The sequence below is a fragment of the Staphylococcus shinii genome (assembly GCF_017583065.1).
In the GTDB taxonomy this organism is placed as follows: domain Bacteria; phylum Bacillota; class Bacilli; order Staphylococcales; family Staphylococcaceae; genus Staphylococcus; species Staphylococcus shinii.
On record NZ_JAGEVL010000006.1, the window covers coordinates 1 to 15,272 of the forward strand.

General features: G+C 31.2%; 15 protein-coding genes. 10 read left to right on the forward strand and 5 right to left on the reverse strand.

The window, feature by feature from the left end; genetic code table 11:
• Positions 1-333: 333 nt before the first annotated feature.
• Positions 334-1,542 (forward strand): putative multidrug effflux MFS transporter TcaB, encoded by a 1,209-nt coding sequence (locus J5E45_RS08745; protein WP_208182048.1) that lies wholly within the window; start codon positions 334-336, stop codon positions 1,540-1,542.
• Between the two features lie 90 nt (positions 1,543-1,632).
• Here J5E45_RS08745 and J5E45_RS08750 read toward each other — a convergent pair whose 3' ends face one another.
• Positions 1,633-2,181, reverse strand: a complete 549-nt coding sequence (locus tag J5E45_RS08750) for a TetR/AcrR family transcriptional regulator (RefSeq protein ID WP_039069860.1) — start codon at positions 2,179-2,181, stop codon at positions 1,633-1,635.
• 127 nt (positions 2,182-2,308) lie between these two features.
• Between J5E45_RS08750 and J5E45_RS08755 the strand changes: the two genes are divergently transcribed.
• Both J5E45_RS08755 and J5E45_RS08760 read left to right on the forward strand, forming a co-directional pair.
• A complete protein-coding gene (locus J5E45_RS08755; RefSeq protein ID WP_039069861.1) occupies positions 2,309-2,956 on the forward strand; it encodes an HlyD family secretion protein in 648 nt (215 codons plus the stop codon).
• Positions 2,957-2,969: 13 nt separating this feature from the next.
• Entirely contained in the window at positions 2,970-4,844 is a 1,875-nt protein-coding gene (locus J5E45_RS08760; protein WP_208182050.1) for a DHA2 family efflux MFS transporter permease subunit, read from the forward strand.
• 386 nt (positions 4,845-5,230) lie between these two features.
• On the opposite strand, the gene J5E45_RS08765 is transcribed toward J5E45_RS08760, so the two are convergent.
• Positions 5,231-5,878: a hypothetical protein gene (locus J5E45_RS08765; protein ID WP_039068132.1), complete on the reverse strand. Its 648-nt coding sequence runs from the start codon at positions 5,876-5,878 to the stop codon at positions 5,231-5,233.
• A gap of 274 nt (positions 5,879-6,152) precedes the next feature.
• On the opposite strand from J5E45_RS08765, the gene J5E45_RS08770 reads away from it, so the two are divergent.
• Complete coding sequence (locus J5E45_RS08770) at positions 6,153-7,052, forward strand: alpha/beta hydrolase fold domain-containing protein (protein ID WP_069792365.1); 900 nt, start codon at positions 6,153-6,155, stop codon at positions 7,050-7,052.
• A 253-nt stretch (positions 7,053-7,305) separates the two neighbouring features.
• Here the strand turns inward: J5E45_RS08770 and J5E45_RS08775 are convergent, their stop codons facing one another.
• A complete protein-coding gene (locus J5E45_RS08775; protein WP_208182052.1) occupies positions 7,306-7,710 on the reverse strand; it encodes a hypothetical protein in 405 nt (134 codons plus the stop codon).
• A gap of 15 nt (positions 7,711-7,725) precedes the next feature.
• A complete protein-coding gene (locus J5E45_RS08780) occupies positions 7,726-8,193 on the reverse strand; it encodes a thioesterase family protein (RefSeq protein ID WP_208182058.1) in 468 nt (155 codons plus the stop codon).
• Positions 8,194-8,338: 145 nt separating this feature from the next.
• Here J5E45_RS08780 and corA point away from each other — a divergent pair, with 145 nt between their 5' ends.
• A complete protein-coding gene (corA, locus tag J5E45_RS08785; protein WP_039068128.1) occupies positions 8,339-9,286 on the forward strand; it encodes a magnesium/cobalt transporter CorA in 948 nt (315 codons plus the stop codon).
• Between the two features lie 74 nt (positions 9,287-9,360).
• Positions 9,361-10,404 (forward strand): type 2 isopentenyl-diphosphate Delta-isomerase, encoded by a 1,044-nt coding sequence (gene fni / locus J5E45_RS08790; protein WP_039068126.1) that lies wholly within the window; start codon positions 9,361-9,363, stop codon positions 10,402-10,404.
• A gap of 162 nt (positions 10,405-10,566) precedes the next feature.
• On the opposite strand, the gene gltS is transcribed toward fni, so the two are convergent.
• Positions 10,567-11,775: a sodium/glutamate symporter gene (gene gltS / locus J5E45_RS08795; RefSeq protein ID WP_039068125.1), complete on the reverse strand. Its 1,209-nt coding sequence runs from the start codon at positions 11,773-11,775 to the stop codon at positions 10,567-10,569.
• Positions 11,776-12,102: 327 nt separating this feature from the next.
• On the opposite strand from gltS, the gene J5E45_RS08800 reads away from it, so the two are divergent.
• The 4 genes from J5E45_RS08800 to J5E45_RS08815 all read left to right on the forward strand — a co-directional run bounded on the left by J5E45_RS08800 (position 12,103) and on the right by J5E45_RS08815 (position 15,205).
• Positions 12,103-12,432, forward strand: a complete 330-nt coding sequence (locus tag J5E45_RS08800) for a PadR family transcriptional regulator (RefSeq protein WP_069792366.1) — start codon at positions 12,103-12,105, stop codon at positions 12,430-12,432.
• Positions 12,419-12,979 (forward strand): DUF1700 domain-containing protein, encoded by a 561-nt coding sequence (locus J5E45_RS08805; protein ID WP_069792367.1) that lies wholly within the window; start codon positions 12,419-12,421, stop codon positions 12,977-12,979. The genes J5E45_RS08800 and J5E45_RS08805 overlap by 14 nt, the downstream gene beginning before the upstream one ends.
• Complete coding sequence (locus J5E45_RS08810; protein WP_208182060.1) at positions 12,976-13,776, forward strand: DUF4097 family beta strand repeat-containing protein; 801 nt, start codon at positions 12,976-12,978, stop codon at positions 13,774-13,776. Before J5E45_RS08805 ends, J5E45_RS08810 begins: the two co-directional genes overlap by 4 nt.
• A 100-nt stretch (positions 13,777-13,876) precedes the next feature.
• On the forward strand, positions 13,877-15,205 hold the full coding sequence (locus tag J5E45_RS08815; protein ID WP_039068121.1) for a Na+/H+ antiporter NhaC family protein: 1,329 nt from the start codon (positions 13,877-13,879) through the stop codon (positions 15,203-15,205).
• Positions 15,206-15,272: the final 67 nt, after the last annotated feature.

Below are 15,272 nucleotides of genomic sequence, written 5' to 3' on the forward strand. Positions count from 1 at the left end.
GCATGAGTTTTTACTCAGGCGTTCCATTTTTTGAAGTGTAGTGGTTCTTACGCATGAGTTTTTACTCAGGCGTTCCACTTTTTGAAGTTAGTTATTCTTACACATGATCAACAAATTTAGAGTTCATGCATAAGATTCTCAAGTTACATTATTTAATAGAAATATTCAGTTTATATGAGTTACAAGTAACTATTTAATTATCTCATTATTAAAGCTATAATAGTAACAATGAACTTTAAAATAACTTGTAAAAGAATGTTTATAATTTTAAGAAATTAAAAAATATAAATATTTTCATCAACGAAATCATACATCATTGTGAGGAGAATAAATATGTCTAATTATCAAGAACAACGTAAACAATCTTTATTGTTCGTAATTATACTAGGGGCACTCACTGCTATTGGTGCATTATCTATAGATATGTTCCTACCTGGATTGCCACAGATTCAATCTGATTTTAATACCACAACATCAAATTCTCAATTAACTTTGTCACTCTTTATGATTGGACTAGCATTAGGCAACTTATTTGTTGGGGCAATATCTGATGCTATGGGACGTAAAACACCACTTGTAGTCGCAATGTTACTATTTACTTTGGCAAGTATTGGCATTATTTTTGTAGAAAATATTTGGGTAATGGTTGCGTTAAGATTTGTCCAAGGTTTTTGTGGTGGTGCTGGCGCTGTTATTTCAAGAGCGATTTCTAGTGATTTATATAGCGGTAAACAATTAACGAAGTTTTTAGCATTGCTTATGTTAGTTAATGGAGTGGCTCCAGTTATAGCACCAGCACTCGGTGGCGTTATACTGTCATTTGCTACATGGCGAATGGTTTTTGTTATATTAACAATTTTCGGGATCTTGATGTTACTTGGCTCTCTGCTAAAAGTTCCTGAATCATTAGTGGAGGAACGTAGAGATAGCCCACATATTATAAGTATATTTAAAAACTTCAAATTATTATTGATGACACCAAGATTTGTATTACCTATGCTAATACAAGGTGTAACATTTATAATGCTATTTAGTTATATTTCAGCATCACCTTTTGTTACGCAAAATATTTATCATATGTCTGCTCAGCAATTTAGTATTATGTTTGCATTGATTGGTTTGAGCTTGATTTTCTCTAGTCAACTAACAGGTAAGTTGATCGATTATATAGATAGACAAACATTATTACGTATTTTAACTATGATTCAATTAATAGGTGTTGCAGTTGTATCAGTTACATTAATTACACATTTGCCAATTTGGATTTTATTTATTGGTTTTATTATACTTGTTGCACCAGTTACTGGAGTAGCGACCTTAGGTTTTTCTATTGCAATGGAAGAACGCACTGGAGGTAATGGTAGTGCATCAAGTTTATTAGGGCTTATACAATCTCTATTAGGGGGATTAGTTTCTCCATTAGTAGGTGTAATGGGAGAAATGAGTTTCGTGCCTTACGTTATAATAATTATCTTAGCTGGTATCTTACTTATTATCTTACAAGTTATAAATTATTTTGTTTTTAAGCCTCAATCATCTTAAAAAATTAAATATAAAAAGACGCTATGTTTTAAAGTAGCGTCTTTTTTATGCTCAAGTAAATAGGCGATAGCACTAATAAAAATATGTTTATCAGCGTCTTAGTTTAATTACATTTGCAAGAAGAATTTGAGCAAGTTCATCTGCCGATTCAGGACAGCCTTCACGTATCCATAAATATACGATACCGATTTGGCCGCCCAATGCATAAGTAACAAATTGTTTTTTCATTTTTACATTTGTATAATCTACAATAATTTTAGTATATGTTTCCTTAGTAAGTGTTACATAATCAGAAAACAAATCGCGATTAGGGTGTGAAACAAATATTGCATGAAAGAAACCATAATGTCGTTCGATATAAGTTAAAATACTTTTGAAAAATTTATATAATTTATAATGATTTATCTCTTCTTTATTTTGACTGTCATATAATGAATTTAATAACTTTGAATACTTTTGTAGATGATACATTTGTATTGTAGATAAAAGATCATATTTATCTACAAAGTAATCATAAAATGTCGTTCTGTTTATACCACTATATGCACATAGCATTTTTATCGTGATGTTTTCAAAAGGGTGTTCTTCTAATAGTACAATCATACTTTTGATTATTTTATCTTTTGCTCTTTGTCTCATTTTTACTCCTTCAAAAACACGGTGGATACAAACCCAACACATTTTATATAAGTGTTGGTGTTTTTTTATCTTGCATGTATCTATAATATATAAAGTGAATTTTAAAAGCAAATAGGAGGAAAGAGTAATGAAAAAAATGGTATTAATCAACATCATTACCATTGTAGTTCTAGTGATTATTGGTGTAGTCGGTTTCCACTTTTATAATCAAGCTACAGGATTTGTAAGTACAGAAAACGCTAAAGTTGACGGGGAACAAATTAAAGTATCTGCGCCAACATCAGGCGAAATCAAATCATTTGATGTTAAAAATAACGAAAAACTAAGTAAAGGCGATAAAGTTGCTGAAATAGCAGCTAAAGGTGAAGATGGCCAATCACAAAAAATGGATATTAAAATGCCACAAGATGGAACAATCGTAAAAACTGACGGCATGGAAGGTTCAATCGCGCAAGCAGGATCTCCAATTGCTTATGCTTATAATTTAGATGATTCTTATATTACTGCAAATGTTGATGAAAAAGACATTTCAGATGTTGAAGAAGGTAAAGATGTAAATGTAAAACTTGACGGCGAAAAGGCTGAACTTAAAGGTAAAGTAGAAGAAATTGGTAAAGCTACAGCTTCAAGCTTTTCAATGATGCCTTCATCAAATACTGATGGTAACTATACTAAAGTTTCTCAAGTAGTACCTGTAAAAATCTCACTTGATTCAAAACCATCTAAAAATGTTGTTCCAGGAATGAACGCTGAAGTTAAAATTCATAAAAATTAAGGGGGGTCTATAAATGACAATGACCTTCATTATTATTTACGTAGTCATAGCGCTCATTTTTGTTGGATTGATTAATCTTTTTATGTCAAAAAGAAAGAAAAAACAATCGAGAAGACAAATGGAACAAACGAAGCACGGAAGTGATGCTTCTAATGAAAATTATCAATCTAAATTTAATGTAAGTGACAAAGAAGGTTCTAACGAATCAACTATGGAGTCAGAAACAGCAACAGAAGAAGATTTGGAAAATAGCGATACTTTAAGCAGTGAAGATGCTGATGTTTCAGAAGATAAAACAGATGCTGATCACGAAAATATCAATCCAAATTCTGAAGAAGCAAAAGTAAATGAAAAATTAAAAGAAAAGCATAGTTCCTTTATGTTTGGTAAAGGAACATCACAAGGTAAAGTACTATTAGCAATGATATTTGGTATGTTTATAGCCATCTTAAACCAAACCTTATTAAACGTTGCTTTGCCTAAAATCAATACTGATTTTAACATTTCTGCAAACACTGGTCAGTGGTTAATGACAGGCTTTATGCTAGTAAATGGTATTTTAATACCGATTAGTGCATATTTGTTTAACAAATATTCTTATAGAAAATTATTTTTAGTAGCAATGACATTATTCACTATTGGTTCTCTAGTCTGTGGTGTATCAGGTTCATTCACAGTGATGATGGCAGGTCGTGTATTACAAGCGATTGGTGCTGGTATACTTATGCCATTAGGAACGAATGTATTTATGACTATTTTCCCTCCCGAAAGACGTGGAGCTGCGATGGGTACACTTGGTATAGCCATGATTTTAGCACCAGCTATTGGTCCTACTTTATCAGGTTATATTGTTGAGAACTATCATTGGAATGTTATGTTTTATGGCATGTTTATTATTGGATTAGTTTCACTAGCTATTTCATATATTTGGTTTAGAGTTTATCAAGTTACAACCAATCCAAAAGCGGATATACCTGGTATTATCTTCAGTACAATCGGTTTTGGGGCATTGTTATATGGATTCAGTGAAGCTGGTAATAATACTTGGAGCTCACCTATAGTAGTAATCTCATTAATTATAGGTGTCATCTTTATTATTGCATTTGTGATTAGAGAGCTTACAATGCGTGTACCTATGTTAAGCATGGAAGTATTAAAATACTCTGGATTTACTTTAACTACAGTAATCAATATGATTGTAACAATGAGTTTATTTGGAGGTATGATTTTACTACCATTATATCTTCAAAATTTAAGAGGATTTACGCCAATACAATCTGGTTTATTATTACTACCAGGTGCATTAATTATGGGTGTTATGGGTCCTGTTGCAGGTAAACTGTTAGATACGATTGGTATTAAACCATTAGCTTTAGTAGGTACTGGTATCATGACATACGCAACGTGGGAATTAACGAAATTAAATATGAATACAACGTATGGACATTTAATGTTGATATACATTATTCGTTCGTTTGGTATGAGTTTTATTATGATGCCGATTATGACAGCAGGCATGAATTCATTACCACAAAGACTGATTTCACATGGTAATGCATTATCTAATACTTTAAGACAATTGGCTGGTTCAATTGGTACGGCGTTATTAGTCACAGTAATGTCAACACAAACTACGCAATACGCTGCTGGTTACGCACAAGATTTAGATAAAACAAGCCCATTTTTAAAAGATCGTTTACAAGAAATGGCACAATCAATGGGTGGAGAGCAAATGGCTACTTCACAAATATTAGAATTTGTACAAAAACTTGCTTCAATTAATGGTGTAAATAGTGCATTCTTAATTGCCACAGCATTAAGTGCACTTGCATTTATCTTAAGTTTATTCTTAAAAGATAAATCACACTACATTTCAAATGAAAAGTAATGTGATATGAAATTAAGCTAGTGTATTTTGTATAAAATATGCTAAGGTTAGACTAAGAATATCATGATTTTTGGCTAAAAAATAAACGTCAATTTCTATTGTAATAAAATAGGGATTGGCGTTTTCTTTGATTTTATAAAATTTTGAAGCTCGTTAAACTGCTACTGTTTCTTTTATGTATAGTGCTATTAGGTTAAATAAAAGATTGTGTGTTGCTTTATTGCAACTTTTATAAATATAGAACTATTAACATTAACTGATATTTTTATATTGTTGATAAAAAATAGATTTTAGTGTGATACAAAGTTTAGCTTCTTGTTGTAATTATAATAAAAGCATACAATTCAGTTATTGACCGAATTGTATGCTTATTCTAGTAATATGATTTAAATAATTCTCTTTTTATAAGTTTTGCGGTTTCTGAAAAATAAACTAATTAAAATCAGAGCAATGCTACAACCTAGTAATATAAACGCATTATGGAGAGCATCTGCTTCGGTTAAGATTTGTGAGGGTTTGACTGAAACATAGTATTGACTCATCGAATCAGCAATACGTGTAGCAATATTTTTAATAAGATATGAAAAACCAAAAGTAATAACTAACATAATAGCAATTACAAATAAGTTTACAATCTTTAATGCAGTTCTATTAAACATGAGTGTGAAAATAGTTAAAACTAAACTAACGATACAGGCAATAAAGAATACATAAAAGACTAATATCAATCGATCTATACTTGTTTGAAGATCATCAATGCTTTCGATATTAATGTTGAGATTCGAAAAATCATTAATTGTATCTTGGAAATTAGTAAGTTGATGGAAGTTAATAGTTTCTTGAACAAAAACTAAATTGAAAATAGGTTCTTTAAACATACTATAGCCAGTAATCGCTATTAATATTAAAACGATGATATGAATAATGATACTAACCCATGATCTTTTCTTTTTTTCATATTGTGAACCACGTTGCATAGGTTCACTAGTTAGGGTGTGCTCAAAATCTTTAAATTGTTGGTGCTTATCGGCCATAAGTACTCCTTTCACTGCATATTGCTAGCATTTGTTTATTTTGTGACTTTTGTTTTGTTATAATGTTTAATAACTACTACATTTTAAGTATTATTAACATGTCTTTTAAATTTAATAATAATGAAATTGTTAGTTTTTAAGTTACCCACATTATATTATGACTATGCTTTTTTGGTCATTATATTAATTTTACCATAACATTTATTTTTTTTAATAAATAAAACAAAGAATATTGAATGATTGCACAATAAATATAGATTGGATGGATTATGGAATGAAATCAAGACTAACAACTAAATTTATAAATAAATATCTATTGCCTCATAGATCTATTATTTTCAACACAGACCAAGATTTTGAGAAATTCATGGAAAATCGTAAAAAGATCAATGATAAGAAACACAAACAACCAGAAACATTAAACGTTAAATCTGATTTAGATAAACAAATATTAGATGACATGCAAGTCTTTAGATTTAGATTTAGGCATAGTCAGGAAAAAAAGATTTTATACATTCATGGTGGTTATAATACTTTACAACCGTCAGCTTTTCATTGGAGATACATGGATAAACTTGCATTAAGCACTTTAAATGAAGTTATTATGCCTATCTATCCAAAAGCACCAAAATATAATATTGAGGATACATTTAATGCTATTTTTAAAGTATATAATGAATTATTAAAAGAGGTTAATAGCAAAGATATTATCGTTATGGGAGATGGCACGGGCGGCGCTTTAGCGCTTAGTCTAGTTCAACAGTTGCAAGAGCAAGAGCAACCAATGCCTAAAAAACTATATTTATTTTCTCCGTTATTAGATGCACAATTAGATAATGCAGACATTACTGAAGTTTTAGATCGAAAAGATGTACTGGTAGATAAAGAGGGAGTTCAGAAAATATTAAAACGTTGGTCAAACAATTTACCATTAAATGACACAAGACTCTCTCCTATAAACGGTAATTTAATTGATTTACCGCCAATCTATATGTTTGCTGGCACTTATGAAATTTATCTGCCAGACATGCTGAAATTTACTGGGATTTTAGCTTCAGAACAACAAGAAATTCACTTTTATGAGTATAAACGTATGGTTCATGCTTTTCCATTATTACCAATTAGAGAATCTCATAAAGTAATTAAACAAATTGTTGAAACAATTAATGAGTAAATAAATTCATATTTTAAGTGATTTAAAGTTACTAACTTTAACGGACAGTTTTGGAAATCAAAGTTAACAAGGTTTCCAAAGCTGTTTTTTATGAAAAACAATAATAAATGTTAATGCGTACATATTGTTGAACAACAATGAGTAGGAAATAGAAATACATTTGATTAAACTTTAACCTCATGAAGGATAAAACAACTGCCAATAAAGCTAACTTTATTGGCAATGAGATTTCTATATAAAAAACAGTATAGGGTTATTGATTTATAATTGTCGTATTAATAGAATCGATGATGAATTTTTGCCCCATTAAAGTGTAATGATGGGCCAATATATCTTCGTAATCACTAGTTGGTTGTTCAAGCATTTTAAATTTTTGTAAAGCAGTGTCATAATCATTTAAAACCTTTGTTGTATACTCATTAAAATTAGAAATGAAAGCCTGTTCATCTGGATAAGATTTTAAAATGGCGTCAATGTGATCAATAGCTCTTTTTTGTCCTTGTAAATAACTAATATCTAAGCCACGTTTAATCAATTGACTATCAGGCCCATTGATAACAAGGCTTTTACTTTGATTAAGTTCACTAAGCTCAAATTTAGTTTGATCAAATAAATCGTATAATTGTAATTCAACACATGCCTGAATATTTTTTGTCATTTGTCTCTCAACTCCTTATCTAAAGATTCCTATACGATGACCTAATTGTTTTGGCCAGTCTATAAGCTGTTGATTATCATAATAGGAAATTATTTGATTTGCATATTGTTCTGGAAATGGGGAGGTTTTTTTGGTTTTGCGGTTGATGCCTAGCATCAAAGCTTCATTAGTTGCAACCGTTGTACCATCTGATTTCGTCATGATTGAGAAAAAGTGCACGCTTTTCTCATTATAATCGTATAAATAAACGGTAATTTGGTATTCATCATTTTCTACTAATTCAGATAAATAAGCGGTTTGTTCTTCCACAGTAAATAGGGTATAGCTTAAATTTTCTCTTTCATCTAAAGATAATCCTCTTTGGTAATTAAATTGGTTGATAGCATCACTGAAAACGATATTATATTGTGCATCATGTACATGATTATTATGGTCAATCATATCTTGTGTTACATAGTGATTAATAGTAAATGGATTTTGCATGAAGACACTCCTTGATAGTCGAAAGTTAATAATCAAATGGTAACAAGTTTTACTTGTCTACAATGTTAGTTTACTAAAAATAACATAAACTTACACTTGAACAGTTTCATGATAAAATAAAGTAAATGATTTAAGGAGGGGAACTATGACAATTACAATTAAATATCAGGCTCCTGGACAAGCATTAATGCAAGCTTCGCACTTGCATGATGTACCTGAAGTAGCCACATTTGTTTGGTACGATTTTCAAGACCCTTCAGAATCGGAAAACGAGATTTTTAAGTCGTATTTTAACTTTAATAAACTCGAAATCGATGATACAGTTAATGGAACGCCTAGGGCAAAATACAAAGTATACGATGCTTATCAGTATATCGTATTACATAGTATTGATACCAAAAGCAGTGGTAACAAGGCGTTGAATTTATTCATAAAAGAGCAAGTCCTTATTACTTATCATCATCAGCCTTTTTCAATTTTAACAGACCTCACACATATGTTGACTACAGATAATCAAAAGGGGTTACAAACATTTGATATCGCGTTACACATCATAGATAAAATGGTTGATAGTTACTTTGATTTAATCTATGAAATTGAAGATAAAGTATACGAATTTGAGGATTATCAACTCAAAGGCACTCCAGTGAAAGACATTATGGAAGAAGTGTTTAAAATAAGGTCGAATATTATTAAAATGAAGCGCATTGTTTACCCAATACAAGAATTAGTTGGTAATATCAAAGAAAGTAGCCTATTACTTGTAGATGAGAAGAATCATATGTATATTCAACATGTAGAGGATCATATTATAAAGCAACAAAATATTTTGAAGATGTCCCAAGAGATGACTGATGAAATTAAAGATAATTATTCGTCATATAACTCATTTAAAATGAACAATATAATGCAAATATTGACTTTGGTGTCGGTAATATTTCTACCTTTGACATTGATTACAGGTATATATGGTATGAATTTTACAAATATGCCTGAGCTGAAATGGCATTATGGTTACTATATCGTCTTAACGATTATGTTAGCGATAAGCTTGGGCTGTATATACTACTTTAAAAAAGAAAAATGGTTTTAATAAGTTATAGCAATATAACGATAGTTCGATATAATAAAATTAATTTAAAAATGTGTTGAAAGTAGGAGCGGAAAATGAGCGATATAAAAAGAGAACAACGTAAAAATGAACATGTAGAAATAGCAATGGCCCAGAAAGATGCAACAATTTCAGATTTTGATGAAATAAGGTTTGTACATCATTCTATTCCTAATATTGATGTTGATGATGTTGATTTAACAAGTAATTTAATAGATTTCACGCTAAACCAACCATTGTATATCAATGCGATGACTGGTGGTAGCGAGTGGACGAAACAAATTAATGAAAAATTAGCTGTTATCGCGCGTGAGACTGGAATTGCGATGGCTGTCGGTTCAACGCATGCAGCATTAAGAAATAGCAAAATGGCTTCTTCGTTTAGTGTCGTACGTGAAACGAATCCAGAAGGTATTATTTTTAGTAATGTGGGTGCAGACGTTCCCGTAGATAAAGCTGTAGAATCAGTTAAGTTACTTGATGCTCAAGCGTTACAAGTTCATGTCAATGCGCCACAAGAATTAGTGATGCCAGAGGGTAATAGAACATTTTCTACATGGATGGAGAATTTAGCACAAATCGTAACACGCGTAGATGTACCAGTTATAGTTAAAGAAGTCGGCTTTGGTATGAGTAAAGAAACAATTAAAAGCCTGAATGAAATTGGTATTAAGTACGTAGATGTAAGTGGTAGAGGCGGTACTAATTTTGTCGATATTGAAAATGAAAGACGTACATATAAGGATATGGATTATTTAGGTTTATGGGGGCAAACAACTGTAGAATCTTTATTAGAAAGTACATCATATCAACAAGATATGGATATTTTGGCAAGTGGTGGAGTCAGAACTCCTTTAGATGCAGTGAAATGTCTTGCCCTTGGCGCAAGTGCTGTAGGAATGTCACGCCCGTTTTTAAATCATGTTGAAAATTATGGTATAACTGAAACACTGAATTATACAGAACAATTTACGGATCATATGAAAAAAATAATGACGATGCTTAATGCAAAATCAATCAAAGATTTACAACACGCACAAATGGTATTTAGCCCAAAACTACAATCATGGATTGAACAAAGAGGTTTAGATATTAAATAAGTAACTATGATAATGGTATAAAACAGTAGATATATGAAACAAAATTAAAACAAGGCTGGAGCAGTTCATTGATAACTGTACCGGCCTTGTTTTTTAAATATCTGAAATTACAGATTTCAAGTATGTTAAATTCTCAAAATGATTGTTTAAATCCATATAAACTTAGCTAAAGATATTAATGAATGTTGTAACTATTGGCACACCTAATAAATCGATTAAAAAGGCACCTACAATTGGTACGACTAAATAGGCTTTTGGAGAAGCACCATATTTCTTGGTAATAACGTCTAAGTTAGCCATCGCATTTGGTGTTGCTCCAAGACCATGTCCAATAAAGCCACCCGTCATAACTGCAGCATCATAGTCTTTACCCAAACCTCGGAATAAAATTATTACAGAGAATAAAACGATAAAAGCGACTTGAACCAATACAATAATGATTAATGGAATTGCCAATTGATAAATTTCAGTTAGTTGAATACTCATTAACGCAATGGATAAAAAGAGACTAAGTGATACATCGCTAATACTGTTAATAAGTTTCATATCAATAATATTTAAATTACTATATTCAGATATATTCCGTATAATAACTGCAATAAACATTGCACCTACATATATAGGGATATTTATACCAGTTAAATCAGAAAATTGAGTTCCTAGATATGAACCAATGGCCATACAAATGGCAACAATTGCAAATTGCATTAGAAATACAGTAGTTGGTGCCATACGCTTATGTAAATACTGATTAGCCGTCACATCACTATAATCTTTGACAGTTTCTTCAGCATTTTCAGGTTTTAAATTATATTTATTAATTAAAAATTTAACAACAGGGCCGCCTATTAAACCACCAGCAACTAAGCCTAGGGTCGCTGCCGCTAAAGCTGCTGTTATTGCAGAATCAATTCCAAGTTCTTGGACTGTTTTCCCATAAGCTGCTGCATTACCATGTCCTCCTTCCATTGACATAGAACCGGCTGTTAAACCTAATAAAGGCGGTATATTTAATAATTTTGCCAGTGATACACCGATGATATTTTGAAAGATTGCTAGAACGCCACAAAAAATAAAATATATTATTAAGACTTTACCACCTAAACGAAGAAGTTTAAATGAAGCTCCTAGTCCAATCGTTGTGAAAAAGGCAAGCATAAAGAAATCTTGAATAAAGTCAGAATCTAACTTTATAGTTAATAATCCTGTTGATTCTAAAATTGCTACCATGACAGCAAAGAGTAAACCACCGATGACTGGTGCAGGTATACATAATTTTTTTAAAATACCAACGTGATTAATAATATAGATTCCTATAAGATACAATACGCTTGCTAAGGCTAAAGTGGTAATAGCATCTAACTCTAGCATGTTCATTCCCCCTTAAATAATAGTATACAAAACTAATAAATTAATCATATATAAACGTCACTTGAGTGAACGCTTACAAAACCCGTAAATTTGATTATACATTTTTGAAAAATAGAATGATAGTAATAAAAATGATTATTGAGAGATTTAATAAAAAACCAAAAAGGAAATTAATTTGTTGTGTATATATTTAATTATAATAGTATATTTAAAGTTGATTGAACAAAGTATAACTCAGTACCTTGTAATGTATAATAGCGTGTGTTATATTTTATTCAAGCTACTGTGTAATATATAGTACTGATTTTAATTATAAGGAGGACATTAATGAATAGCCAGTTTAAAAAGGGTGCATTAGAACTTATCGTTTTACTCATAATCAAAAAGGATGACCAATATGGTTATTCTCTTGTTCAAAATATATCAAGGTATATGACTATTGCCGAGGGAACGGTTTATCCAATACTCAGGAGATTAGTTAAAAGCGGAGAGTTAACTACTTACTACCAACCTTCAACGGAGGGACCAGCGAGAAAATATTATAAAATGACTGATCAAGGCAATGAACGATTAACTTTATTATTAGAAGAATGGGGAGCATTTTCAAAAGCTGTAAATCAATTTATTAAGGAGAGTGACGATAATGCGAAGAACTGAGTATCTTAAAATATTACATAAACATTTAAAACATTTAGATGATAATGAACGTCAAGATATCATAAACGAATACGACACCCATTTTTACAGTGGTATGGAAGAAGGAAAGACTGAAGATCAAATTTCAGAAGAACTAGGTGATCCACAGCAATTAGCGAAACAATTAAATGCAAATGCATCGATAGAAAAAGCAGAACAAAGTAATAATATTAGTGATGTAAGCCATGCAGTTGTATCAGTAATGGGTTTAAGTTTGCTCAATTTTTTCGTTATTTTAATTCCTTTTATAATAATTCTAAGTATAGTACTGTCATTAATTGTAACAACACTTAGTTTCATATTTACCCCCATAGCATTATTAGTTAAAGCTGTTATGGTAGGCTTCCAAGAGATTATGCTACTTGAAGTATACACGACAGGCGTCTTATTTGGTTTAGGTCTTATTTTATTTGTTATCACGTATTTGATTACAAAAGGATTTTACATTTTATGTGTTAAATATTTGAAATGGAATATTAAAGTAGTAAAGGGGAGTGCTACTAGATGAGGAAAGTATTAATATTTACTTTTATAATTGGGTTGGTCATTACAGTAATTTGTGCAATAGGAACAATTAAACAATTTAAAATTGAACAAGAAAAAGCAAAAGATGTAACAACAAACTTTAATAAGTCATATGAAGAAAGTGATATTAAAGCATTAAAAGTTAGTTTTGAGCATAGCAATCTAACGGTAAAGCATGGAGACAAATTTAACATAACGTCTAAAGGTTCGAATGAACAGACGAAAATCAATGCGCAGATAAGTAAAGGTGATTTAAAACTTACAGATAATGATGGTGCGTCTAATATTAATTTGTCACTTCTAGGATTTAAAAAGAACGACGTTGTTGTGACTGTACCTAAACATTTGAAAAGTATGAAGATTGATTCAAGTAACGGTTCAATTGATTTGAATAATATTGAAGTGGAACAAGCAAATATATATTCAGATGTTGGTAAGTTAGCAATTAAAGATTCAAAATATAATAAATTAAATGCTTCTAGCGATGTTGCTGATATTTTAGTAGAAAAGTCTAAGTATAACCAAGGGCAGTTTGAAACGGATACAGGACAGCTAACCATAGAAGACATGCCTATGGATAAACCTACAAATGTTGAAACGGATACTGGAGATGTTGTATTAAATTATGGTGGAGATCAACCTAAGAACACATTAATAGACTTTAACAGTGATATTGGAGATTTAAATATTGAAAATAGTAAATTAAAAGATAAGAAAATTGGTAATGGTGAAAATTTAGTTAAAATTGTAACAGACACAGGAGATACGACAATTAAATAATTAATATTGAAGGCAGGGATAATGTATTTAAAATGACATTATCCCTTTTTTGATTTACCATATATATCATATAAAATCCCTAGGAATAAGGAGCTCATTTATGGAACAAACTATGCGAAGCGAAAAACAATATGGCGCCTTAGCTTTATTGCCTTTAGCAATATTTTTAGTGTTATATATAGGTGTAGGTATTACTTTTACCGCTCTAGGTAAAGAAGACGCCTTTGATCAATTGCCACGTCATGTTGCAATATTAATAGGTATTGTTATAGCTTGGACTTGTTATGACAGAAAAACAGCTTTTACTAAAAAAGTACAAATATTTACTGAACATGCAGGGAATTCTGGCATAGTTAATTTAGGTCTGATTCTACTACTTGCTGGTGCATTTTCAACTGTTACATCTGAAATGGGTGGTAAAACGGCTATGGTGAATATGGGACTTTCTGTTATTCCACCAAGTTTACTCATTCCCGGAATATTTATTATGAGTGGTTTTGCAGCTTTAACATTAGGTACTTCAACTGGGGCACAAGCTGCTTTTATCCCAGTAGGTGTTGCAGTAGCACAAGCAGCTGATTTGAGTGTTGCTGCAGCTGGTGCAGCTGTAATAGCAGGAGCTTATTTTGGCGACAACCTATCTATAATTTCTGATACCACAATTGCTGCAACCAATGGTGTTGGTGCTAAGATGAGAGATAAATTCAAAATGAACATATTTATCGCATTACCTGCTGCTATAATCACGGCTGTTTTCTACGCTGTTGTAGGCGGAACAGGTAAGGTAGAAGGTGACTTAAGTTATAATTTCATTAATATCTTACCTTATTTATTTGTATTAATTGCTGCAATAGCTGGTTTAGACGTCATTCTTGTGCTTATTATTGGAATTGTTATGGCAGGCTTACTAGGTATCGTACAAGGTCAATTAGGTATATTCCAGTTTACAAGAGCTATTGGTGATGGTATGGAAAGTATGTTTAACATCTTTTTAGTAGCCTTTTTAGTTTCAGGGCTTGTCGCTTTAATTCGCTATTATGGTGGTATTGATTGGATTATCAAAGCAATGAAAGCAAAAGCTAAAGGACGTAAAAGTGCAGAATATGTAATCAGTTTAATGTCTGGTGTGCTCTCTGCGGCATTGTCACATAACACATTAGCAATTATTATTTCTGCACCCATTGCAAAAGAAATTGGCGACGAATATAAAGTGCCACCAAAACGCATGGCAAGTTTATTAGATATATTTGCTTGTTGTGCATTAATGGTGTTACCACATGATAGTGGTATGTTAATGGTAGAACAGTATGGAGATGTGTCTTACCTAGAAGTATTAAAATATTCATTTTACCCTGTAATATTTGTGATTTGTACTATAATAACAATTCAATTTGGATTGTTAGATCGGAAGAAAAAGCGTAAAGAATAAAATTTTAGCTAAATTACCAAATGCTAATCATGATATGTATTTAGTAAAAAATAAGAGGTTGAGACAA

Excerpts from the sequence above, each read along its gene's own strand:
- J5E45_RS08745 (WP_208182048.1), top strand. The coding sequence starts at position 334 with ATGTCTAATTATCAAGAACAACGTAAACAATCTTTATTGTTCGTAATT.
- J5E45_RS08750 (WP_039069860.1), bottom strand. The coding sequence starts at position 2,181 with ATGAGACAAAGAGCAAAAGATAAAATAATCAAAAGTATGATTGTACTA.
- J5E45_RS08755 (WP_039069861.1), top strand. The coding sequence starts at position 2,309 with ATGAAAAAAATGGTATTAATCAACATCATTACCATTGTAGTTCTAGTG.
- J5E45_RS08760 (WP_208182050.1), top strand. The coding sequence starts at position 2,970 with ATGACAATGACCTTCATTATTATTTACGTAGTCATAGCGCTCATTTTT.
- J5E45_RS08765 (WP_039068132.1), bottom strand. The coding sequence starts at position 5,878 with ATGGCCGATAAGCACCAACAATTTAAAGATTTTGAGCACACCCTAACT.
- J5E45_RS08770 (WP_069792365.1), top strand. The coding sequence starts at position 6,153 with ATGAAATCAAGACTAACAACTAAATTTATAAATAAATATCTATTGCCT.
- J5E45_RS08775 (WP_208182052.1), bottom strand. The coding sequence starts at position 7,710 with ATGACAAAAAATATTCAGGCATGTGTTGAATTACAATTATACGATTTA.
- J5E45_RS08780 (WP_208182058.1), bottom strand. The coding sequence starts at position 8,193 with ATGCAAAATCCATTTACTATTAATCACTATGTAACACAAGATATGATT.
- corA (WP_039068128.1), top strand. The coding sequence starts at position 8,339 with ATGACAATTACAATTAAATATCAGGCTCCTGGACAAGCATTAATGCAA.
- fni (WP_039068126.1), top strand. The coding sequence starts at position 9,361 with ATGAGCGATATAAAAAGAGAACAACGTAAAAATGAACATGTAGAAATA.
- gltS (WP_039068125.1), bottom strand. The coding sequence starts at position 11,775 with ATGCTAGAGTTAGATGCTATTACCACTTTAGCCTTAGCAAGCGTATTG.
- J5E45_RS08800 (WP_069792366.1), top strand. The coding sequence starts at position 12,103 with ATGAATAGCCAGTTTAAAAAGGGTGCATTAGAACTTATCGTTTTACTC.
- J5E45_RS08805 (WP_069792367.1), top strand. The coding sequence starts at position 12,419 with ATGCGAAGAACTGAGTATCTTAAAATATTACATAAACATTTAAAACAT.
- J5E45_RS08810 (WP_208182060.1), top strand. The coding sequence starts at position 12,976 with ATGAGGAAAGTATTAATATTTACTTTTATAATTGGGTTGGTCATTACA.
- J5E45_RS08815 (WP_039068121.1), top strand. The coding sequence starts at position 13,877 with ATGGAACAAACTATGCGAAGCGAAAAACAATATGGCGCCTTAGCTTTA.